The 20308-nt window shown below is 72.0% G+C and carries 28 protein-coding genes; 15 read left to right on the top strand and 13 right to left on the bottom strand.

Features of this window, described 5'->3' with window-relative positions; translation table 11 throughout:
* Positions 1-9: 9 nt before the first annotated feature.
* The 3 genes from SD460_RS04475 to SD460_RS04465 form a co-directional block, all read right to left on the bottom strand.
* Positions 10-195, bottom strand: coding sequence for a HypC/HybG/HupF family hydrogenase formation chaperone (locus SD460_RS04475; RefSeq protein WP_318306540.1), 186 nt, complete (start codon positions 193-195; stop codon positions 10-12).
* Between the two features lie 47 nt (positions 196-242).
* Complete coding sequence (locus SD460_RS04470; RefSeq protein ID WP_290050595.1) at positions 243-863, bottom strand: D-sedoheptulose-7-phosphate isomerase; 621 nt, start codon at positions 861-863, stop codon at positions 243-245.
* Positions 864-996: 133 nt separating this feature from the next.
* Positions 997-2040 (bottom strand): tetratricopeptide repeat protein, encoded by a 1044-nt coding sequence (locus SD460_RS04465; protein ID WP_290050596.1) that lies wholly within the window; start codon positions 2038-2040, stop codon positions 997-999.
* Positions 2041-2215: 175 nt separating this feature from the next.
* On the opposite strand from SD460_RS04465, the gene SD460_RS04460 reads away from it, so the two are divergent.
* Both SD460_RS04460 and SD460_RS04455 read left to right on the top strand, forming a co-directional pair.
* Positions 2216-2890: an HNH endonuclease family protein gene (locus SD460_RS04460; protein WP_290050598.1), complete on the top strand. Its 675-nt coding sequence runs from the start codon at positions 2216-2218 to the stop codon at positions 2888-2890.
* Between the two features lie 10 nt (positions 2891-2900).
* On the top strand, positions 2901-3539 hold the full coding sequence (locus SD460_RS04455; protein ID WP_290050600.1) for an alpha/beta fold hydrolase: 639 nt from the start codon (positions 2901-2903) through the stop codon (positions 3537-3539).
* Here SD460_RS04455 and SD460_RS04450 read toward each other — a convergent pair.
* Positions 3530-4417, bottom strand: coding sequence for a helix-turn-helix transcriptional regulator (locus SD460_RS04450; protein WP_318305939.1), 888 nt, complete (start codon positions 4415-4417; stop codon positions 3530-3532). The genes SD460_RS04455 and SD460_RS04450 overlap by 10 nt on opposite strands.
* Positions 4418-4526: 109 nt before the next feature.
* On the opposite strand from SD460_RS04450, the gene SD460_RS04445 reads away from it, so the two are divergent.
* Positions 4527-4733: a 4-oxalocrotonate tautomerase family protein gene (locus SD460_RS04445; RefSeq protein WP_290050604.1), complete on the top strand. Its 207-nt coding sequence runs from the start codon at positions 4527-4529 to the stop codon at positions 4731-4733.
* A gap of 173 nt (positions 4734-4906) precedes the next feature.
* Entirely contained in the window at positions 4907-5656 is a 750-nt protein-coding gene (locus tag SD460_RS04440; RefSeq protein WP_290050605.1) for a 3D domain-containing protein, read from the top strand.
* On the opposite strand, the gene SD460_RS04435 is transcribed toward SD460_RS04440, so the two are convergent.
* The gene (locus tag SD460_RS04435) at positions 5657-6295 is read right to left on the bottom strand and encodes a nitroreductase family protein (protein ID WP_290050607.1); all 639 of its coding nucleotides are present in this window, start codon (positions 6293-6295) and stop codon (positions 5657-5659) included.
* 18 nt (positions 6296-6313) lie between these two features.
* The gene (locus tag SD460_RS04430; protein WP_290050610.1) at positions 6314-7291 is read right to left on the bottom strand and encodes an aldo/keto reductase; all 978 of its coding nucleotides are present in this window, start codon (positions 7289-7291) and stop codon (positions 6314-6316) included.
* 46 nt (positions 7292-7337) lie between these two features.
* Between SD460_RS04430 and SD460_RS04425 the strand changes: the two genes are divergently transcribed.
* Positions 7338-7817 carry a MarR family winged helix-turn-helix transcriptional regulator gene (locus SD460_RS04425; RefSeq protein WP_438860548.1) on the top strand — a complete coding sequence of 160 codons (480 nt, stop codon included), beginning with the start codon at positions 7338-7340 and terminating at the stop codon, positions 7815-7817.
* Here SD460_RS04425 and SD460_RS04420 read toward each other — a convergent pair whose 3' ends face one another.
* The 3 genes from SD460_RS04420 to SD460_RS04410 form a co-directional block, all read right to left on the bottom strand.
* The gene (locus SD460_RS04420; protein ID WP_290050613.1) at positions 7818-8237 is read right to left on the bottom strand and encodes an ATP-binding protein; all 420 of its coding nucleotides are present in this window, start codon (positions 8235-8237) and stop codon (positions 7818-7820) included.
* Positions 8238-8299: 62 nt separating this feature from the next.
* Entirely contained in the window at positions 8300-9079 is a 780-nt protein-coding gene (locus SD460_RS04415; protein WP_318305938.1) for a SigB/SigF/SigG family RNA polymerase sigma factor, read from the bottom strand.
* A complete protein-coding gene (locus tag SD460_RS04410; protein WP_086862298.1) occupies positions 9076-9492 on the bottom strand; it encodes an ATP-binding protein in 417 nt (138 codons plus the stop codon). Before SD460_RS04410 ends, SD460_RS04415 begins: the two co-directional genes overlap by 4 nt.
* A 163-nt stretch (positions 9493-9655) precedes the next feature.
* On the opposite strand from SD460_RS04410, the gene SD460_RS04405 reads away from it, so the two are divergent.
* The 4 genes from SD460_RS04405 to SD460_RS04390 all read left to right on the top strand — a co-directional run bounded on the left by SD460_RS04405 (position 9656) and on the right by SD460_RS04390 (position 12063).
* Positions 9656-9964, top strand: coding sequence for a WhiB family transcriptional regulator (locus SD460_RS04405; RefSeq protein ID WP_290050617.1), 309 nt, complete (start codon positions 9656-9658; stop codon positions 9962-9964).
* 218 nt (positions 9965-10182) lie between these two features.
* A complete protein-coding gene (locus SD460_RS04400) occupies positions 10183-10536 on the top strand; it encodes an STAS domain-containing protein (RefSeq protein ID WP_086862300.1) in 354 nt (117 codons plus the stop codon).
* A 59-nt stretch (positions 10537-10595) separates the two neighbouring features.
* Positions 10596-11384 (top strand): metal-dependent hydrolase, encoded by a 789-nt coding sequence (locus tag SD460_RS04395; RefSeq protein ID WP_290050712.1) that lies wholly within the window; start codon positions 10596-10598, stop codon positions 11382-11384.
* Positions 11385-11502: 118 nt separating this feature from the next.
* A complete protein-coding gene (locus SD460_RS04390; RefSeq protein ID WP_290050620.1) occupies positions 11503-12063 on the top strand; it encodes a TetR/AcrR family transcriptional regulator in 561 nt (186 codons plus the stop codon).
* On the opposite strand, the gene SD460_RS04385 is transcribed toward SD460_RS04390, so the two are convergent.
* Positions 12037-13257, bottom strand: coding sequence for an MFS transporter (locus tag SD460_RS04385; RefSeq protein ID WP_290050621.1), 1221 nt, complete (start codon positions 13255-13257; stop codon positions 12037-12039). The genes SD460_RS04390 and SD460_RS04385 overlap by 27 nt on opposite strands.
* A gap of 90 nt (positions 13258-13347) precedes the next feature.
* Between SD460_RS04385 and SD460_RS04380 the strand changes: the two genes are divergently transcribed.
* Positions 13348-13671 (top strand): hypothetical protein, encoded by a 324-nt coding sequence (locus SD460_RS04380; RefSeq protein WP_290050622.1) that lies wholly within the window; start codon positions 13348-13350, stop codon positions 13669-13671.
* Between the two features lie 38 nt (positions 13672-13709).
* Positions 13710-14180, top strand: a complete 471-nt coding sequence (locus SD460_RS04375; RefSeq protein WP_290050624.1) for a hypothetical protein — start codon at positions 13710-13712, stop codon at positions 14178-14180.
* On the opposite strand, the gene SD460_RS04370 is transcribed toward SD460_RS04375, so the two are convergent.
* Both SD460_RS04370 and SD460_RS04365 read right to left on the bottom strand, forming a co-directional pair.
* The gene (locus tag SD460_RS04370; RefSeq protein ID WP_318305937.1) at positions 14177-15814 is read right to left on the bottom strand and encodes an ABC transporter permease; all 1638 of its coding nucleotides are present in this window, start codon (positions 15812-15814) and stop codon (positions 14177-14179) included. The two genes, SD460_RS04375 and SD460_RS04370, sit on opposite strands and share 4 nt — an antisense overlap.
* Positions 15811-16707, bottom strand: a complete 897-nt coding sequence (locus SD460_RS04365; RefSeq protein ID WP_290050627.1) for an ABC transporter ATP-binding protein — start codon at positions 16705-16707, stop codon at positions 15811-15813. The genes SD460_RS04370 and SD460_RS04365 overlap by 4 nt, the downstream gene beginning before the upstream one ends.
* Before the next feature lie 93 nt (positions 16708-16800).
* Here SD460_RS04365 and SD460_RS04360 point away from each other — a divergent pair, with 93 nt between their 5' ends.
* The 4 genes from SD460_RS04360 to SD460_RS04345 all read left to right on the top strand — a co-directional run bounded on the left by SD460_RS04360 (position 16801) and on the right by SD460_RS04345 (position 19474).
* Complete coding sequence (locus SD460_RS04360) at positions 16801-17292, top strand: GbsR/MarR family transcriptional regulator (protein ID WP_290050630.1); 492 nt, start codon at positions 16801-16803, stop codon at positions 17290-17292.
* Positions 17293-17318: 26 nt separating this feature from the next.
* A complete protein-coding gene (locus SD460_RS04355; protein ID WP_290050631.1) occupies positions 17319-17981 on the top strand; it encodes an SGNH/GDSL hydrolase family protein in 663 nt (220 codons plus the stop codon).
* A gap of 417 nt (positions 17982-18398) precedes the next feature.
* Complete coding sequence (locus SD460_RS04350; protein ID WP_290050632.1) at positions 18399-19004, top strand: RNA polymerase sigma factor; 606 nt, start codon at positions 18399-18401, stop codon at positions 19002-19004.
* Entirely contained in the window at positions 19001-19474 is a 474-nt protein-coding gene (locus tag SD460_RS04345; RefSeq protein WP_290050634.1) for a carboxypeptidase regulatory-like domain-containing protein, read from the top strand. Before SD460_RS04350 ends, SD460_RS04345 begins: the two co-directional genes overlap by 4 nt.
* On the opposite strand, the gene SD460_RS04340 is transcribed toward SD460_RS04345, so the two are convergent.
* Positions 19471-20217: a polysaccharide deacetylase family protein gene (locus SD460_RS04340; RefSeq protein WP_438860549.1), complete on the bottom strand. Its 747-nt coding sequence runs from the start codon at positions 20215-20217 to the stop codon at positions 19471-19473. The genes SD460_RS04345 and SD460_RS04340 overlap by 4 nt on opposite strands.
* Positions 20218-20308 lie beyond the last annotated feature (91 nt).

Genomic DNA, 20308 nt, shown 5'->3' with positions numbered 1-20308 from the left:
CTCCCGCGGCTAAGACACTCCCAAGCGTGCGATGGCTTCCCCGGCGTGCACGAGGACGCGGTCGCCGACGCGGGCCTCGACCAGTGCCACACTGACCTCTTCCCGCGTGGATCCGGTGTCCACGACAGCGAGCTCGTGCTCGAGGAGCTCGACCACGGTCACTTCGACCGCGGTGTCGGAGCAGGTGATGCACACCCCGTCGTGGCAGACGGGGCCGGGACCTCTGTCGGCGTCACGGGCGCTCACGACGCCACCTCCGGGGCCAGTACGCCGGGGTGTTCGAAGAAGACGTGCACCAGTTCCCACAGCACGTGGTAGGTGGTCACGTGGACCTCCTTGACCACGCGCGGGTCGGTCGAGCGGGCGACGAGGACGTGGTCGAGCCCGGTCGTCGCGGCGATCGCCCCGCCGTCGCCGCCGGTCAATGCGACGGTGAGCATGCCGGAGTCGCGGGCGGTCTCCAGGGCGCGCCGGACGTTGGCGCAGGCACCGTCGGTGGAGATGCCCAGCGCGATGTCGGCCGGGTCGCCGATGATCCGCAGCTGGTGGGCGAAGACGTCCTCGAGGCCGGCGCGGGCGGCGACGCCGGTGACCGTCGCGACGTCGGCGGTCAGCGAGAGCGCCGGGAGCGCGCGCTTGCCGACGATCACCGGGTGGACGAACTCGACCGCGACGTGCTGGGCGTCGGTGCTGGGGCCGCCGTTGCCGAAGACCACGAGCTTGCCGCCGCGGTGGAAGCGCCGGGCCATGCCGTGGCACGCGGCCGCCACCGTCCTGGCGTCGTCGGCCAGGGCGAGCACAGGCGCCGTCCGTCGCTCGAAGAGGGCGTCGACGGAGTCCGGGTGATTCGGTGACCACGACATCGCGGCACTTCCTCGGGGCAGCTGCTCGGCGGTGGGAGCCCACTCAGGCTAGAGCTGTGAGTTGGATCACACAATAGATCGATGGGGGCCGGTACTACGCCGCGGAGAGTGACCGGCCCACCTGAACAGCCGGTCAGACGTGGTGCTCGCGGTCGTCCTGCAGGTGCTCCGCCCGGGCGAGCCACTGTTCCGCCTCATGACCGGCGCCGCGCGAGCGCAGCATCCGCGCCAGGCTCAGCATGCCCTGGACGTCGCCCGTCTGGGCCGCGCGGCGAAACCACTGCTCGGCCTCCGCGAAGTCCTCGCGGTGCTCGGCGAGGTGGCCGAGGTTGGTGAGCGCCGGGACGCTGCCGTACTCGGCGGCCTTGCGGTACCAAGCGGCGGCCTCGCCCTCGTCGCCGCGGTTGCGGGCCAGCACGCCGAGGTTCGTCATCGCCGCCGGGTCGCCGCGTTCGGCGGCGTCGAGGTACCAGCTCTCCGCTTCTTCGAGGTCGCCGCGGCGGTGCAGGAGCAGGCCGAGGCGGACGATCGCCTCGCCGTGGCCGCCGGTCGCGCCCTGGCGGTACCACGACTCGGCGTCCGCCGGCCTGCCGAGCCGTTCGGCCTGCCTGCCGAGCTGGCAGGTGGCGGCGAGGTCGCCGGCCTGCGCGGCCGAGCGCCACCAGCGGGCGGCTTCCGCGGCCTGGCCGCGGTCGCGCAGCACGATGCCGAGGTCGATCATCGCGCTGGTGGTGCCGGCGTCGGCGGCCTGCCGCAGCCACGACTCGGCCTCCTCGCCCCGGCCCTGTTCGCGGAGCAGGCGCCCGAGCGCGGCGATCGAGGGCAGGTCGCCGGTGCGGGCCGCCTCGCCGTACCAGTGCTGGGCCTCTTCGCGCTTGCCCTGCCGCTCGTAGGAGCGGGCGAGGTTCAGCATCCCGTGGGGGTCACCGGCCAGCGCCGCTTCGTGGTACCAGCGTTCGGCCTCTTCCTGGGCGCCGCGCTCGGCCAGCAGGTGGGCGAGCGACGTCATCGAGACGCGGTCGCCGCCCATGGCGGCCTTCCGGTACCAGGACTCCGCCTCGGCGAGCTCCCCGCGTTCGCGCATGGCCGAGCCCATCCTGGCCATGGCGACGACGTTGCCGCCTTCCGCGGCTTTGCGCTGGAAGAAATCGTCGAACTTCTTGAGCCGACCGGGCATCGGCTGCTCCCTCCGGATGGGTCCTGCTCCGGTAGTCGCAGTTCTGGGGCCCGGTGTGACACCGCAGGGGGTGGGCGAGATCACATTCGCGCCAGGTCGTCGTGTCGACGCGGTTGTCCCAGGCCGGCACGGGTGAGACTACGCCGCGCGCACCCGCAGGTGAGAGGGGAAAATCTTGGCGGCCCGCAGCTTTCGGCTCAGCGTGACGCAACGGATCCTGCTGGTAGTCGCGATCCTCGCGGTCGCGCTCTTCGGGTACTGGGTGACGAGCCGGGGCGCGGGTGCGACCCCGCCCTCCACGGCCGGCCCGGTGCCGGTCAGTGCCGCGGACGCCCAGAAGCAGCTCGACGAGCTGGCCATCGGCGCGCGAACGTCCATGGACGGCTACTCGCGCGAGAAGTTCAAGCACTGGGACAGCCAGGGCGCCGGCTGCGACACCCGCGAGGTCGTCCTCAAGCGCGACGGCAAGAACGTGCAGACCGACAAGGACTGCAAGGCGACGTCGGGGACGTGGACCAGCATCTACGACGGCGAGACGTGGACGAAGCCGACCGACGTCGACATCGACCACATGGTCCCGCTCGGCCAGGCGTGGGCCAGCGGCGCGAAGGCGTGGACGGCCGAGAAGCGCGAGCAGTTCGCCAACGACCTGACCCGGCCGCAGCTGTTCGCCGTCACCGACAACGTCAACCAGCAGAAGAGCGACAAGGCGCCCGACCAGTGGAAACCGCCGCTGGTGTCGTTCTGGTGCACCTACGCGACCGACTGGATCGTGGTGAAGCACCACTACGGCCTGACGATCACGCAGGGCGAGAAAACGGCCTTGACGGACATGTTGCGCCGCTGCTGAGCTGGCCGGCATGACGACTTTCGCGCTGATCCACGGGGGCGGCGGCAGCGGCTGGGACTTCCACCTGCTCGGCCCGGAGCTGGTCGCGCGCGGCCACGACTTCGTCGCGCCGGACCTGCCGATCACCGATCCGGACGCCGGGCTCTCCGACTTCACGGACACGGTGCTGGCGGCGCTGGGCGACGCGTCGGACGTGGCCGTCGTCGGCCATTCGTACGGCGGGTTCACCGCGCCGCTGGTCGCGTCGAAGGTGCCCGCCCGGCTGCTCGTGTACCTGGCCGGGATGATCCCGGCGCCGGCCGAGCCGCCGGGGGAGTGGTGGGGCAACACCGGTTACTCCTCGCTGTCCGGGCTGTCCGAGGCCGAGCAGTTCTTCAACGGCGTCCCGGCCGCGCTGGCCGAGGAGTGCCAGGCGCACGGCCGCGCGCAGGTCAGCAAGGAGGGCGACGAGCCGTGGCCGCTGCCGGCCCACCCGGACGTCCCGACCCGGGTGCTGCTCTGCCGCGACGACCGGTTCTTCGTGCCGGACTTCCAGCGCCGCATCGCTCGCGACCGCCTGGGCATCGAGCCGGACGAGATCGACGGCGGCCACTGCGTCACCCTCAGCCACCCGGCCCAGCTCGCCGACCGCCTGGTGAGTTACCTGTAGCGCCCGGGCGGCGAACCGGCGATCTCCTGCGTGCCGATGACGGCGAGCAACTCGAACAGGCCGGCGCTGTCCGTGCCGACGGCGGGGGTGAACCAGAGCAGCCGCTGCCGGCCGTCCTCGCTGAACAGGGTGAGGCAGTTGACCTCGATCAGCCCGAGTGACGGGTGCACGAGGCGCTTGCGGTCGTCCCGCCGGAACGCCACGTCGTGCTCGGCCCACCGGGCCGCGAACTCGGCGGAGGCGTCGTGCAGCGCACTGATCATCGAGCGGACTTCGGTGTCCCCGGCGTCCCGCCGCGCCGCGGCGGCCCGCAGATCGGCGACGAAGGCACGGGACTGGGTTTCGTGATCGGCTTCGGGGTACAGGCGCCGGGCGTCCGGGTCGGTGAACCACCGGTGGACGAAGCTGGCCCGGCGGCCCCGGAAGCCGGACTGGTCCCCGAGCAGCGCCACCGCGAGCGGGTTCTGCACGAGGGTGACGTGCAAGTCGGTGATGACCTGCGCCGGGGTGGCGGTCAGGCTGTCGAGGAGGTTGAGCATGCCGGGGTGGACGTGTGAGGCGGCGCTGTGCACGGGCACCGGGCGGCCCGCGAGGTGGTAGAGGTAGTCGCGTTCGTCGGCGGTCAGGCGCAACGCCCTCGCCAGCGCGGCGATCATCTGCTCGGACGGCTGGGAGCCTGCTCCGCGTTCGAGTTCGTTGTAGTAGTCCACTGACGCCCCGGCGAGCTGGGCGACCTCTTCCCGGCGCAGGCCGGGCACTCGACGCCGCGGCCCGGCAGGAAGCCCCACGTCGGCCGGGCGGATGCGGTCACGGCGCGAACGCAGAAAAGCGCCCAGCTCGGCGTACCTGGCAGAACCCGCGGAACCCACACCGTCCATTGTGCGCCCGACCGGGCCGGCGACCCACGGGATGACGTCCCCTGGTTGCGCCGGCCCGCGCCCCGCATCGTGGAGGGGCGTGATCCACCGCCTACCCAAGGAGACGCACATGCCTTTCGCCAACTTCAAAGTCCCCGCGGGCACCATCAGCGCCGAGGACAAGCAGAAGATCGTCGAGCGCACCACCGACCTGTATGCGGAGATCTACGGTGAACGCGCCCGCGCCACCACCGTCGTGCTCGTCGACGAAGTCGCCGACGGCGGCTGGGGTGTCGCCGGCAACGTCCTGACTTCCGCCATGCTCAACGGCGGCTGACGATCACCCGCGGCGGCCCGGCACCCGAGGCGGTGTTGGGCCGATCGGGTACCGGGAAACTTAAAGGTCTAGACCTATTGACTGTGTGGTCCAGGCCACTTAACGTCGTTTTCCAGCGGTGAACCCGCTTGCGTCACCTCCACCCCGGTCCCCACCCATGGAGGTTTCCCGTCATGCGCCCAGTCCGGGTCCTCGCGCTGGCGGCGTTCACCGCCGCCGGTCTGCTCGTCGCTCCCGCCGCGCCCGCGTCGGCCGCCGCTTTGCCCGCCTGCCAGCACTTCTACTCCGGCACCATTCCCGACCGGCCGGTCACCGGCGGGCACGGGCCCGGCACGCTCGTCGGCGCCGTCGACGTCGGGAACCGCTTGCCCGCGCCCGGTTCCGTCAGCGGCGGGCTCGGCGCCGACGGCAAGGTCACCTTCACCTTCGCCCGCGTTTCCGGCGCGAAGGCGTACCGCGCGTTCCGCAACGGCCAGGCCCTCCAGTGGATCAGCGACTGGGGCCAGCCGACGCTCACCGTCACCGACGCGAGCCCGTGCCAGAACGCCAACTACCAGCTCTACGCGATGACGGCGGAGGACAACTCGCCCGGCTCGCTCGGCCAGATCTCGACGGCCTACCGCCTCGACGCGGGCAACCGGCTCGCGACCTGGCGCATCCCCGCCGGCACCACGCTGAACTACCGCGTCACGTCCTACAACGACGTCGCCCAGACGGCGCTCGGCTACCAGGCCGGCCCGGGCTTCTGCGCGGTCGACGCCCGGATCGTCCCGTGGGGCACCCGGTTCTCCGTCCCCGGCTACGGCGAGTGCTATGCGGCGGACATCGGCAGCTGGATCAAGGATGACATCGTCGACGTCTGGCTGCCCGGCTCCCAGGCCGACGCCTGGGGCATCCAGCGGCTGACCCTGACCGTCCGCTGATCACCAGCGATCGAGGTGCAGCACCTCTTCCAAGGGCTGGCGCGCCGCCGGCTTGAACGTGTCGCCCGTGTAGAACGCCGTCGGGATCAACGCCGCCTGGTGCACGTTCTTCGGCAGTTCCAGCACCTCCGCCGCTTCCTGCTCGTACGCCAGGTGCAGCGTCGTCCACGCCGTGCCCAGCGTCACCGAGCGGGCCGCCAGCATGTAGCTCCACACCGCCGGCAGCAGCGAGGCCCACAGCCCCGCCTGGTTGCCCGCCGGCAGCTCCGCCGACGGCGTCTCCAGGCACGGCACCACCAGCACCGGGACGTCGCCCATCCGGTCGGCCAGGTACTCGACGCTGCTGCCGACCCGCTGCTGCACCGCGGCCCGCGCGGGGTCGTCGGCGAACAGCTTGCCCGCCGCGCGGTCCGAGGACAGGTACTCGCGGCACGCCCGGCCGTAGATCTCCCCGAGCGCCGCCCGCTGGCCGGCGTCGGTGACCACCAGCCACTGCCAGCGCTGGGTGTTCGAGCCGCTCGGCGCCTGCAGGGCCACCTGCACGCAGTGTTTCACCAGGTCGAGCGGCACGGGCCGGTCGAAGTCCAGTCGCTTGCGCACGGTCCTGGTGGTGGTCAGGAGCTCTTCGGGCGTCATCATCGGCCCATCATGCCGGGCTCACCAGCGATCGTGCACCAGCGGCCGGATCAGCTCGTCGTACGTTTCGCGGACGCCCGCCTGCGCCTCCGCGGACAACGGGGGCAGCGCCGCCGCCGCGGTGTTCGCCGTGGCCTGCTCGGCGTTGCGCGCGCCCGGGATCACCGTGCTCACCCCAGGCTGGTCGATGATCCAGCGCAGCGCGAACTGCGCCAGCGCCTGGCCGTCGGGCACCAGCCCGCGCAGCCGCTCGACGGCGGCCAGTCCGGCCTCGTACGGGACGCCGGAAAAGGTCTCGCCGACGTCGAACGCCTCGCCGTGGCGGTTGAAGTTCCGGTGGTCGTTCTCGGCGAACGTCGTCGAAGCCGTGTAGCGCCCGGACAGCAGGCCCGACGCCAGCGGCACCCGCGCGATGACGCCCGCGCCCGCCTCGGCCGCGACCGGCAGCACGCGCTCCAGCGGCTTGAGCCGCAGGCAGTTCAGGATGATCTGCACCGACGCGACGTGCGGCCGCGCCAACGCCGCCAGCGCCTCTTCGCACGTCTCGACGCTCACGCCGTACGCCTTGATGCGGCCTTCCTCGACCATCGCGTCCAGGGCGTCGTACACCTCGTCGGAGGAGTACACCGGCGTCGGCGGGCAGTGCAGCTGCACCAGGTCGAGCGTGTCGACGCCGAGGTTGCGGCGCGACCGGTCGTTCCACTCGCGGAAGTTCGCGGCGACGTAGTTCTCCGGCACCTGCTCGGCCCGGCGGCCCATCTTGGTCGCCACGAAGACGTCGCCGCGGTCGGCGAGGAACCGGCCGACCAGCCGCTCGCTGCGGCCGTCGCCGTAGACGTCGGCGGTGTCGAAGAAGGTGACACCGTTGTCAGCGGCCGCGTGCAGCACGGCCAGCGCGTCGTTCTCGTCGACCTCGCCCCAGTCGGCGCCGAGCTGCCAGCAGCCGAGCCCGACGACGGACACCTCGCGGCCCAGCCGGGCGATCTTGCGGTTCTCCATGCCGCGATCCAAGCACACCGCCCGCCTATGATCGGCCGTCATGGCCATGACTTCGGGTCCGGACGGACTGGGGACGCGGCTGCGGCACGTCCTCGAGGTCCTCGACGGCGACGTCGCCCGGTTCCTCGCCGACATCGGCCTCGACGGGTACCGGCCGCGCTACTCGCCGGTGGTGCGGGCGCTGCTGGCGCGGGGCCCGCTGGCCATCCGCGACCTCGCCGCGGAGATGCGCGTGACGCACTCGGCGGCCAGTCAGACCGTCGCGCAGATGAACCGCGCCGGGCTCGTGGCGCTCGAACCGGGCGCCGACGCCCGGCAGCGGATCGTGTCGCTCACCGCGAAGGCGCGTGACCTGCTGCCGCTGATCGAAGCGGAGTGGGCGGCGACGACCGAGGCGTCGGAAGCGTTGGAAGCCGAGCTGCCCTACTCGCTGCGCGAGCTGCTCGACGCGATCGTCGAAGCCCTCGACCGGAAGCCGTTCCGGGAGCGGATCGGGGAGACCGAAGCCGCGCGCGAGCTGCGCTGATCAGGCGTCCGAGACCCGGAAGACCGCCCAGACGAACTTGCCGCCGTCGCAGCGTTCGAAGCCCCAGTCCACCGACAGCGCCTGGACCAGCACCAGCCCGCGGCTGCGTGCCTCGGCCGGAGACGGGGCACGCAGCTCGGGCAGCAGGGCGCCGGTGTCGTACACGCGCAGGGTCAGGAGGCCGCCGGCGTACTCGAGCTCCATCCGCTGCGGCCGCTCGCCGTGCTCGAAGGCGTTGGTGACCAGCTCCGACGTCGCCAGCAGGACGTCCTCCTGCCGGCGCTCGCCCACGCCGAGGCCGAGCAACGCCGCCCGGACCTCGTGCCGGGCCCGCGCCGGGGCGGTGACATCGGCCGGGAGGAGCACCCTCAGCGGGGCGGTGGCCGCCGCGGTCTGCTGCGGCATCTTCGACGTCGTCATCCGGTCCCCCTCCCAGTGAGTTCGGTACCGCCCGCGAAGTACCCAGGCGGCTGAGCGGCTAATCAGGTGCCTTCGGCCAGCTCGGATTCGTCCAGGCCCGAACGCAGCTTCTTGAGCGTCGCGGCCAGCAACCGCGATACCTGCATCTGGGAGACCCCGACGCGGCGCGCGATGTCCGATTGGCTCATCCCGGAGCCGAACCGCAGCGCGACGATCTTGCGCTCCCGGTCGGGCAGGCTCTCCAGCATCGGCCGCAGCGCTTCCCGCAGCTCGGCCTGGCCCAGCTCGGCGTCCGGCGCCCCGAACCGGGTGTGCGCCGCGTTCTCCAGGAGGTGGTCGAGCGAAGCGCCGTAGCGGCCCTGACCGGCGCGAAGACCCTCGTAGACGTCTTCGATGGGCACGCCGAGGCGGCCGGCGATCTCACTCGGCTTCGGCGCGCGGGAGAGCTGCACGGTGAGCTCTTCGCGTGCGGCCGAGATGTTCGCGTTCAGCTCCTTGAGCCGCCGCGGCACGCGCACCGACCAGCTGTTGTCGCGGAAGTGGTGCCGCAGCTCACCGGAGATGGTGGGCACCGCGAACGCGAGGAAGTCCGTCCCCTGCCCGGGGTCGAACCGGTCGACGGCGTGGATGAGCCCGACCGTGGCGATCTGGACCAGGTCCTCCATCGCCTCGTCGCGGTTGCGGAACTTGCGGGCCAGGTTGCGCGCGAGCTCCAGGTGGGCTCGCACGAGGGTGTCGCGGATGCGGTCGCGTTCCGGCGAAGTCGCCGGCAGCCCGGCGAGCTGGGCGAACAGCGCGCTGACGTCCGGTTCGTCCCCGCTGCGCTCGGCGGGACCGCTCACGAGTCCGCCACCTGGCTTTCCCGGACCAGGTCGACCCGGGACAGGTAGCGGCCGTCCTCCGGCGTGATGGTGCGCTCGGCCGTCGTCGCGAGCGCGGTCAGCAGCTGCCAGGAAAGTCCGGTGTCGTCCTCGTGGTCCGGGGAGTCCGAAAACACCGAGACCGATACCTCGATGCGCGGCCCGTTCCACGAAAACACGCAGGTGAGTTTTCCGTCCGCGCTGGCGGGGAGCAGCAGCGAGCACGCTTCGTCCACCGCCATCCGGAGGTCCTCGACCGCGTCGAGGTCGAAGTCCTGGCGCATCGCGATGTCGGCCACGATGGTCCGCAGCGTCGGCACGACGTGCGGGATCGCAGCCGTCCGCACCTCGATGACCTGCGCGCCTTCCGGGACGAGCGGGGCGTTGTCCTCCACGTTTGTTCCTTTCTCCGCACTCGCGCTCCAGGGGTCGGCGGTGTCCTGTTCACGCCCGGTCGCGAGATGCCCGTGGGGTGAGCAAACCAAACCCGGGTTTGATCCGCTCCACCGGCGGGCATGTAGCGATCGACGTGCTGATGCCGGGAAAGGCGGGAACGACATGGCTGACGTGAGCCGGCTGCCCAATGTGGTTGCCGAAGAGTGGGAGTGGCAGCTGAACGGCTCGTGCCGCGGCGCGGACAGCAGCCTCTTCTTCCACACGGACAACGAACGGGGTTCGGCGCGGGAGCGACGCGAGTCCCGGGCCAAGGCCATCTGCCAGACCTGCCCCGTGCTGGCTCAGTGCCGCACCCACGCGATGACCGTGCAGGAGCCGTACGGCATCTGGGGTGGCCTCGGTGAGATCGAACGGCGGCAACTGTTCCTCCGCCAGCGACGGGCCGCGCGGAAGGCCGTCGGCGCCCACTGACCAGGCAGGATTCGAACGCACGTGAACAGCTCGTACGAAAGGGCGGCGGCCGTGGCGGGCTCGGCCGCTTCCTGGGTTAGGGTTGGCCCCGGAGTTGCCTTGACCGTGTCCGGCGCGGGGTTCTGCCCCGGGCTGTGGAAGGCACGGTGACACGGTTGCCGCTTGAGACAGCAGGCGCGTACCCGGCGCAGGAGCAGCGCCTGACGAGGAGAAACTGCATGCCCGCAGCCGACCAGAACGCCACCCCGCCCGGGTTCGGCATCACGCTGGACACCGACGCGACGGAGCCCCGGGTGGTGGTCACCGGCGAGCTCGATCTGCTCACCAGCCCGCAGCTGCAGGAGGCCCTGGCGGGGCTGATCGCGGACAAGCGCGCGCAGCGGGTCGTGGCCGATCTGACCGGGGTGACCTTCTTCGATTCCTCCGCGCTGAACGTGGTGCTCCGCGCACAACGCCAGGCCGGCGAGCAGGACGTCGAGCTCGAGGTCGTCCCGAGCCCCGCGGTGAGCCGAGTGATCGAGCTCACCGGCGTGGCCGAACACCTGAGCGTGTCGGAGGACCCCCAAGCCTGACCGCCCGCTACGGTTCCGCGGACCGATTTTTCGGCGTGGACCTGGGGGGCGGCACGATGATGGGGCGGACGCACGCCCTGACCGGCTGGTGCGCGGGCTTGGCCCTGGCGCCCGCGGTCGGGGTGGGCTCGGTGCACCAAGCGGTGGTCTTCGCGGCCACCACGGCGGGCTTCGCCCTGCTGCCCGACCTCGACCACCCGGGCGCGAGCGCGTCCCGCCTCCTCGGCTGGCTGACCGGCGCGTTGTCGTGGCTGCTTCGCCGTGTGTCGGCGGCGTTCTACGCGCTGACGAAAGGCCCGCGCGACGAGAAGGTCACGGGCCAGCACCGCCACCTTTCGCACACGGTCCTGTTCGCGGCCGGCCTGGGCCTGCTGACGTCGTGGGGCACCGAAACCGGCGGCCCGTGGGCGGTCGTCGGCGTGGTGGTCTTCGGGCTGATGCTGGCCGAAGGAGCGTTGGGCGACTGGCTGCTCCCGGTGAGCGGAGCCGCGGTGGCGTGGTGGTTCTTCACCGCCCCACCGGACCGCGCGGGCGAACTGGCGTCCATTTCGGGCTGGCTCGGCATCGCGGTCGCGGCCGGCTGCCTGACACACTGCCTCGGCGACGCGCTCACCGAGTCCGGCTGCCCGTTCCTGTTCCCGATCCCGATCGCGGGCGAGACCTGGTACGAGCTGGGGCCGCCGAAGGCCCTCCGGTTCAAGACCGGCAAGAAGGTCGAGAAGCGGCTGGTCTTCCCGGTGTTCGTGGTGCTCGGCGTGCTCCTGGTGCCGGGCGTGTGGGACTGGACGGTCAGCACGGCCGAGCGGCTGTTCGTCCCGCCGGCGTCCCAGCAGGCGACCACACCCTGACGCGGCCGCGGTGCGAGGCGTCGGAATTTCTCCTGGAAGACTGGACGTTGAATCGGAACGGCGCACCCGTTTGCGCCGATGCGGAGCGACCGTTCCGGTCGTCGACGAGGAGAGCTTGATGGAGAAGATGCGCGCGGACGCACGGCGCAACCGGGCCAAGGTCCTGGCCGCCGCGGAAGAGGCGTTCGCCGTCGACGGGCTGGCGGTGCCCCTCGACGACATCGCGCGGCTGGCCGGCGTCGGGGCCGGCACCGTCTACCGGCACTTCCCCAGCAAGGAAGCGCTCTTCCAGGCGGTCGTCCTCGAGCGCATCCAGCAGTTCGCCGAGGAAGCCCGCGGACTCGCCGAAGCGGACGACCCCGGCGAGGTCTTCTTCGACTACTTCGTCCGCGTCATCGGCCAGGCGTCCCTCAACCGGGCCATCTGCGACGCGCTCGCCGAGTCCAGCGGCCACGCCTTCAAGGCCGGCGCGGGCGACGACTTCCGCGCGGGCTTCGCCAAGCTCCTCGAACGAGCACAGGCGGCCGGCGCCGTCCGCCGCGACATCGACGGCGACGACCTGCGCGCCCTCATCGTCGGCTGCCTCGCCGTGGAGCGGTACGCGCCGGGCAGCGCACACTTGGTCCGCGTGGTCGTCGATGGCCTGCGCACATCAGCCGGTCAGGCTGAGGTCGCGTAGCTTCCGCAGCGGCGAGCACACGAGGATGGCCGCCGACGCGAGCACCCCGGCGGCGGCGATCTGCAGCGTCGTCCGCGTCCCGAACGCGGTGGCGAGTGCACCGCCGAGCAGGCTGCCCAGCGGGACGACGCCGAGGATCAGCGTGTGGGTGATCGAGTTGACCCGGCCCAGCAGCTCCGGGGGCGCGACCGCCTGCTGGAAGCTCATCCCGAACACGTTCAGCACGATGACGCCGTAGGTCGCGAAGAACCCGGCGGTCACGTAGCAGGCGAGCGCCAAGCCGCGGCCGGTGAACGGGTAGAGCTGGTAGGCCAGGCCGTACAGCACCCCGGCGCCCCACAGGGCCCGCGCCTGGCCGATCCACCGGCCGAGCCGTCGCGCGGTGAACCCGGCGGTCAGCGCGCCGGTCAGCGTCGCGGTGCCGAGAAGCCCGATCGCCCAGGCGGAAAGCCCGACGTCGCGGGACAGGAACACGATCACGACCGCCAGGTGCACCGACTGGAAGAGGCTCGACACCGCGCCGTGCGCGCTGATCGCCAGCAGGATGCGGTGGCCGCGCACCACTCGCAGTCCTTCGCCGATCTCGCGCAGCAACCGCCGCGGCCGCGGATCGGGACGCACGTCCGGGGTCTCGATGCGGCGCAGCCACAGCGCCGACGCCAGGTAGCTGACGGCGTCGGCGGCGAGCGCGGTCGCGGCGCCGAGCGCCTGGACGATCAGCCCGGCCAGGCCGGGGCCGGCGACCGCCGCCATCGACAGGTTCGTCTGGAGCCGCGCGTTCGCCTCCGGCAGCTGCTCGCGCGGCACCAGCCGGGGGACGTACGTCTGGTGCGCGATGTCGAAGAACACGCCGAGCAGCCCGGCACCCAGGACCACCAGGAGCAGCTGGGGCAGGCCGAGCACGCCGAACAGGGCCGCGACCGGGACCGTCGCGATCAGCGCCGCGCGCCCGGCGTCGGCGGCGATCAGCAGCGGGCGCTGGCGGATCCGGTCGCACCAGGCGCCGACCTGCAGGCCGAGCACCAGGTAGGGCAGCGTTTCCGCGGTGCGCAGCAGTGAGACCTCGAAGACCGACGCGCCGAGGGTGGAGACGGCCAGCAGCGGTACCGCCAGCACGTCGATCCGGCTGCCGAACTGGCTGGCGAGGTCGGCGAGCCACAGTCGCCGGAAGTCGCGGTTCCCCCGAGTCCCCACGATTCCAACCTGGCACATCGGGTAACACGAAGTAAGATCAACGCGAGTTAGTCCTCGTACCTGCGCTGCGCGTGGCGAGGGGGTGCCCGCATGAGTGGCCGACCTACCTGGGGTTCCGCCGCGGTCACCGGGCTGGCGGGCTTCGCCAGCGGGCTGCTCGTGGCCGCGCTGCTCATCGCCGGCCGGTCGGCGCCCCAGCCCGCCGAAGTCAGTACGCCGCCGCCCAGCACCGTGTCCGCTGTGCCCGTCACCGTGACCGCGTCGGTGCCGCCGTCCACCGTCACCTCGGTCGACACGCCGTCGCCGACGACCACTACGAGCCGGGTGGAGGTCACGGTGACCTCGACGCCGACCTCGGTCACGCCGACCTCGACGTCGCCGGGGCAGCCGCTGACCAGTGGCTGGCGCGACTGACGGTGCAACCGACCGGCCGCCGATCCCGTCTGGCCGTCATGCGAAGGATTCCGTGGATCGCCGTGGTCCTGCTCGCCGCGGCCGGGTGCGGGGCGGAGCCGGAGGTCGCCTGCACGGCGATCGGCACCCCGGTCGGCATCGGCCTGTCCGTCCCCGACCCGGCCGGCATCACCCGCGCCACGCTCGACGCCTGCTGGGGCGGCCAGTGCGTCACGCGCCAGGTCGAGCTCTTCCCCGAGACGGCGGCCGGGGCGACGGCGTGCACCGGGACCGGGCCGGACGCCGCTTGCGGCGCGTCGATGGTCCCGACCGGCGGCCTGCACGGCTTCGCCGACGTCCCGGGCCTGCCCGCCGAGCCGGTGCGGGTCACCGTCCGGTTCGACGACGGCAAGCCGCACGGCGTCGAGGTGACGCCGTCGTTCAGCGAGCCGAACGGCCCCGCCTGCGGGAAGGCGGGGCCGCAAGCCCAGCTCCTGGTGGGAGCCGGCGGCGAACTGCGGGTGCGTTAACCGACGTCCCGGCGCTTCCAGCCGGCCAGCCCGGCCCCCAGCGCGACGGCCGCGACCGCGAGCAGCCAGACGATCGGCGTCGCCGCGAACTCCTGGCCGGGCAGCTTCGGCGGGTGCTGGAACGGCGAGACGTCCAGCACCGCCTGCGGCAGGTTCACCACCGGGCCGAACAGGCTGAGCAGCAGCGCCAGCGCGCCCACCGCCCACGCCGCGGCGGAGTACGCGGGCAGCAGGCCGAAGATCGCCACCGCGAGCGCGACCACCACCCAGGCCGCGGGCAGCTGGACGAGCATCCCGGCGAGGGTGTCGCCGATCGAGCCGCCGACGTCGCCGGTGCGCAGGCCGTTGGCCAGGCCCATGAAGACCCCGCCGACGAGCAGCAGCGACGCCGTGCCGAAGAAGGCGAACACCAGGTGGCTGCCCGCCCAGCGCAGCTTGCCGACGCTGGTGGCCAGCACCGGCTCGAGCCGGATCGCGGTTTCCTCGCCGCGCATCCGCAGCGCCGCCTGGACGCCGTACAGCGACGCGACCATGGCGAACATCCCGGCCATCGCGGCGAGGAACGCCTGCGTCAGCGCGTGGCTGCCGCCGAGCCGCTCGAAGATCTGCTGCGCCTGCGGGCTCGACCCGACGAGGTCGCCGATGCCGCTGGCGATCGACCCGAACACCGCGCCGACCACGGCCACCCCGATGAGCCAGCCGAGCAGCGGGCCGCGGTGCAGCCGCCAGGCGAGCGCGAGCGGCGACCGCAGGCCGGGTGCCGCCCGCGCGGGACCCGGCCGCGGCGGCAGGATGCCGACACCGACGTCGCGGCGGGGTAGCAGCCAGTACCCGAGCGCGCCGACGACGAGCGCGAACGCGACGGGCAGCAGGAGCACCCACCAGCGGTCGCCGGCGAAGGCGCGCACCTGCTGCACCCAGCCGATCGGCGACAGCCACGACAGCCAGCGGGCGTCCACAGTGGAGTCCCCGGCGCCGCGCAGCAGGAAGGCGGCGCCGACCACGGCGGTGCCGATCCCGTTGGCGGTGCGCGAGTACTCGGCGAGCTGGACGGCGACCGCGGCGACGGCCGTGAACACCAGCCCCGCCAAGGCTTCCGCCGCCCCGAAGGCGACCGAACCGGCCGCGGGCAGCCCGGCGCCGGTCAGGCTGCCCGCCTGGACCAGCCCGATCAGCACGCTCGCGCCGCCGGCCACCAGCAGCGCCGACGTCAGCGCCGCGTACCGGCCGACGACCGCGGACGCCAGCAGCTCGGCGCGGCCGGTGTCCTCCTCGGCGCGGGTGTGCCGGGTGACGGTGAAGACCGCCATCAGCCCGGTGAGCAGCGCCAGGAACCCGCACATGCGCCAGGCGATGAACCCGCCGGCCGTGGTCAGGTCGAACGGCGGCCCGTAGAGCAGCGCGTACGACGGGTTGGCGTTGGCGCCCGCCTGCAGCGCGAGCCGGTCGGCCACCGTCGGGTAGAACTGCGTGAACGTGTTGACCGTGCTGGCCGGGACGACGCTGAGCAGCACGATCCAGACCGGCAGGACCACGCGGTCGCGGCGCAGCGCGAGCCGGGTGAGGTGCCAGGTGCCCGCGAGCTCGTGCGCGGGCGCGGTTTCGGCTTCGGCGCGCGCGAGGGTCGCGGTCATTTCGCGCTCGCTTCGGTGGTGTAGTGCCGCAGGAACAGCTCTTCCAGCGTCGGCGGCTGGCTGACCAGGCTGCGCACGCCGACCTCGGTGAGCCGGCGCAGGGCCTCGTCGAGCGAGCGCGTCTCGACGTCGAACCGGACGCGGTTGCCCTCGACCTTGAGGTCGTGGACGTTGGCGAGCTTCGTCAGCCCGTTCGGCGGGCCGGCCAGCTCGGCGGTGATCGACGTCCGCGTCAGGTGGCGCAGTTCGGCGAGCGTGCCGGACTCGACCGTGCGGCCGTTGCGGATGATGCTGACCTTGTCGCAGAGGGCCTCGACCTCGGCGAGGATGTGGCTGGAGAGCAGCACGGTCCGGCCCTGCTCGCGCTCTTCCTGGATGGCGTACTGGAACGTCGCCTCCATCAGCGGGTCGAGCCCGGACGTCGGCTCGTCGAGGATCAGCAGGTCGACCCGCGAGGCGAGAGCGGCGACGATGGCGACCTTCTGCCGGTTGCCCTTCGAGTACGTCCGCCCCTTCTTCTTCGGGTCGAGGTCGAACCGCTCGATCAGGTCGGCGCGGCGCTTCTCGTCGAGCCCGCCGCGCAGGCGCCCGAGCAGGTCGATCACCTCGCCGCCGGAGAGGTTGGGCCAGAGGTTGACGTCGCCGGGCACGTAGGCCAGGCGGCGGTGCAGGCTCGCGGCGTCCTTCCAGGGATCGCCGCCGAGCAGCCGAACTTCCCCCGAGTCCGCGTGGAGCAGGCCGAGCAGCACCCGGACGGTGGTCGACTTCCCGGCGCCGTTCGGGCCGAGGAAGCCGTGCACCTCCCCAGCGGGTACCAGCAGATCAAGGCCGTCCAAGGCCTTAGTCCGGCCGAACGACTTGTGCAGGCCGGTGATCGCGATGGCGTTTTCCATGCTTCGGAAGCTACACTGGTTTCACAAAGTTGTGAAGTTAAGAAAATGTCTAGATTGAGTGATCTTGCTGGGGGCTTACGGGAGGATGGGCCGATGACGACGCCTGACACGAAGCGAGATGAGGACGCCGTCCGCCGGTACGTCGAGAGCCTCGGGCTCGTGCTCTCGCAAATCGGGATGCAGCGCATGCCCGCGCGGGTGTTCGCCGCGCTGATGACCGCCGACGACGCCCGGCTGACCGCCGCCGACCTGGCGTCCCAGCTGTCGGTCAGCCCGGCCGCGATCTCGGGTGCGGTGCGCTTCCTCGAACAGATCGGCCTGGTCGCCAAGGAACGCGAGCCCGGCGAGCGCCGCGACCACTACCGCCTCTACGACGACCTCTGGTACGCCACCTTCCTCAAGCGCGACCGCATGATCATCATGTGGCGCGACGCGGCCGACAACGGCATCGACGCACTCGGCGAAGACACCCCGGCCGGCAAGCGGCTCGCCGAGATGCGCGACTTCCTGTCGTTCATGCTGGTCGAGCTCAATGCCATGTACGAGCGCTGGCACAAGCTGCGCGAAGAGAAGAACGCCTCCTAGCTTCGCTCCGCTGGTCTAATCCCGTCATGGTTCTCATCGCCCAAGCCGTCTACGTCAAGCGGACGACCCCGCGCCTCCCGGGCGCCGCCGGGCCCACCGAAGGGCTCGTCCCCGGTGACGGCGAACCGTTCCGCCTGGCCGTCCTCGGCGAGTCCACCGTGGACGGCGTCGGCGCGGCGGACCACGAGGAAGCGCTCACCGGCTGCCTCGCCCGCGAGCTCGCCCGCGACGGCCGGGCGGTGCGCTGGCAGGCGGTCGGCCGGACCGGCGCCAACGCGAGGACCGTCCGCGCCGAGCTGGTCCCGCTGATCCGCCCGGCCGACCTGGTCGTGGTCGCCCTCGGCGTCAACGACACCATCGAGCTCCGGACCGCCCCGGCCTACCGCCGCGACCTGCTCGCCCTCGTCGTCGAGCTCCGGCGGCGGCTCGGCCCGGTCGACGTCGTCCTGGCCGGGGTGCCGCCGATGTCCCGCTTCCCGGCGCTGCCGCGCCCTCTGCGTGACGTCCTGTCGGCGCGGTCGTCAGCGCTCGACGCCGCCGCCGCGGAGCTCGTCCGCGTCCCCGGCGTCACGCACCTGCCGATGGACCCCGCGCTGCTGGACCCCGCGGCCTTCGCTTCGGACCGCTTCCACCCCGGGCCGGCGGGCTACGCGCGGTGGGCGCAAACGCTTGCTGACCACATTGGGTGATCGCCCGGCGCCGGTCCGTCGATCTTCGAAGAAAATCCCCGATTCGTGTATCTGGCCGTCCTGCCACTGCGTCCTGTGGAGCAGCCGAGGACGGAAGAACACGACAGGGGGTGTCGGGTTCGACGGAAAACGCGGTGACCGGGAGCCGAGGGGGCTGCCGGACACCGTCGGCCGGGTGCCCTTCGGGGGAGGGGACACCTGGCGGGACCCGTTGGGGAGCGGGTCCTTGAGGGAGGGGAGCACCGGCCGGTGCGGGCGCATCCGCGCCGGCCGGTGCCTCCCGCAGCGACCATTGACCGCCAGCGCGAAGTAAGTGACTTGATGTATCCGAGATCCACCTGCACGCTCCTTCCCCCCGAAGGACCCGCGATACTGCCAATGCCGACTCGAAGACTCTTCCGAAGAGGGGCAGATACCGTGACCGACGTGCAAACCACAGAGGTTGACCCACCGTGGGAGGGCCTGACCGGCGCCGAACTGCACGCCGCGTGCATGCAGGCCGCGCGGGACGGTGACCGCCGGGCGATGGATCGCCTCGTCGCCGAGCTCACCCCGCTCGTGTGGCACGTCGCCCGCGCCAACGGCCTCGACCGCTCGGTCGCCGAAGACGTCGTCCAGACCGTCTGGCTGGCCCTCTTCAGCCAGCTCGGCAAGCTCCGGGACCCCAAAGCCCTCGCCGCCTGGCTGATCACCACCACCCGCCGCGAGGCCACCCATCCGTTCGGGCGCCGCATCCAGCCCGTTCCGTTGAGCGACGAAGTCGCCGACGCCATGCCGAGCACCCAACCGGCACCCGAAGACGAAGCCGTCCGCGCCGACCGCGACCGCCGGGTCTGGCGCGCCTTCGTCCGGCTGCCCCACCGCTGTCAGGAACTGCTCCGGCTGACCGTGCTCGCGGGTCGCGCGGAGTACCAGCTCGTCGCCGAGGCGCTGCGCATGCCACGTGGCAGCGTCGGACCGACCCGAGGACGCTGCCTCGACCAGATGCGCGATCTCCTCGCCAGTGAAGGGGGAAGCCGATGAACGACCTCGGAGCGCCGGGTGAGGCCTTTTCCGATGACCTGATCCTGGCCGGTGTCGGCCGCTTCCTCGACGAGCTGGACCCGCCGCCCGGTGACCTGGTGCAGCGGGTCCAATTCGCGCTCGCGCTCGAGGACCTCGACGTCGAGGTGGCCCGGTGGGAGCGGCTCGACGACCTCGCCGGCGTCCGCGGCAGCGGCACGGGCACGATCACGTTCACCGTCAGCGACCTGACGGTGATGATCAACCTGACGAAGATGGGCAAGCTGCACCGCATCGACGGCTGGCTGGTGCCGGCCGGGCAGTACGGGGTCGAGGTGCGCGTCGCCGAGCACGGCACGTCGTCGACGACCGCCGACGAAGGCGGGCGGTTCGTGCTCGACAACGTGCCGCGCGGGACGACGCAGATCCTCGTGCACCTCGGGGACGTCTCGTGCCGCCGGACGGTCGTGACGCCGACCGTGGTGCTCTAACCGAGGAAGTCGGCCAGGGGGACGGGGGTGAGCCCGTCCTTCTTCGCCTGCTCGACGAACGCCGTGTAGTCCTCTTTGAAGGTCTTCCGGAAGTGCATCAGCACGATGTCACCGGGCTTGAGCTTGTCGCCGGCCTGGAACTGGACGTGCCCGTCGTTGACCGCGGCCGTCCACAGCACGGCCGCGCGCATCCCGCACGCGGCCGCCGCGCGCAGCGTGTTCTGGTCGTAGTTGCCGAACGGCGGGCGGAACAGCGACGGCCGGACCCCGAGCGACGCCTGGAAGTCGTCGGCGTCCTCGCAGATCTCCTTGCGCTGGAACTCGTACGGCTTGCCCTTGAGGTTCGGGTGGTCGACCGTGTGGTCGCCGAGCGTCGCGCCGGTGGCGTCGAGGATCTGCTTGAAGTAGGCCTCGTGGCCCTTCACGTACTTCTGGTTCAGGAACAGCACGGGGTGGGTGCCGTTCTGCTGCATCAGCTTCAGCGCTTCCGGGTCCTTGACCGCGCCGTCGTCCATCGTCAGGAAGACGTACGGCTTGTCCGTCGTGATCCGCTTGACCACCGGGACCTGGCCGTTCTCGACCGCCGGAGCCTTCTGCTGGACCGTGCCGAACGGGTACGGGCCCGGTGCCGTCGCGCCGGGGCCACCGCCGGGTGCCGGGTTGGGCTGGCTGGTGCCGAACTCCCGCTGGTCCGGCTCGGCCGCCGAGCACGCCGTCAGCGCCAAGGCCGCCGCGACGGCGATCGCCGCTGCTCGTTTCATCTCGCGTCCCCCTTTCCGCGGTGGTCAAAAGACCACCCGAAAGAGTGACGTGGGACGGCGGCGGGAAGTTGCG

The organism is Amycolatopsis solani (assembly GCF_033441515.1).
Taxonomy (GTDB): domain Bacteria; phylum Actinomycetota; class Actinomycetes; order Mycobacteriales; family Pseudonocardiaceae; genus Amycolatopsis; species Amycolatopsis solani.
This window is presented reverse-complemented; position numbering and strand designations above follow the sequence as displayed.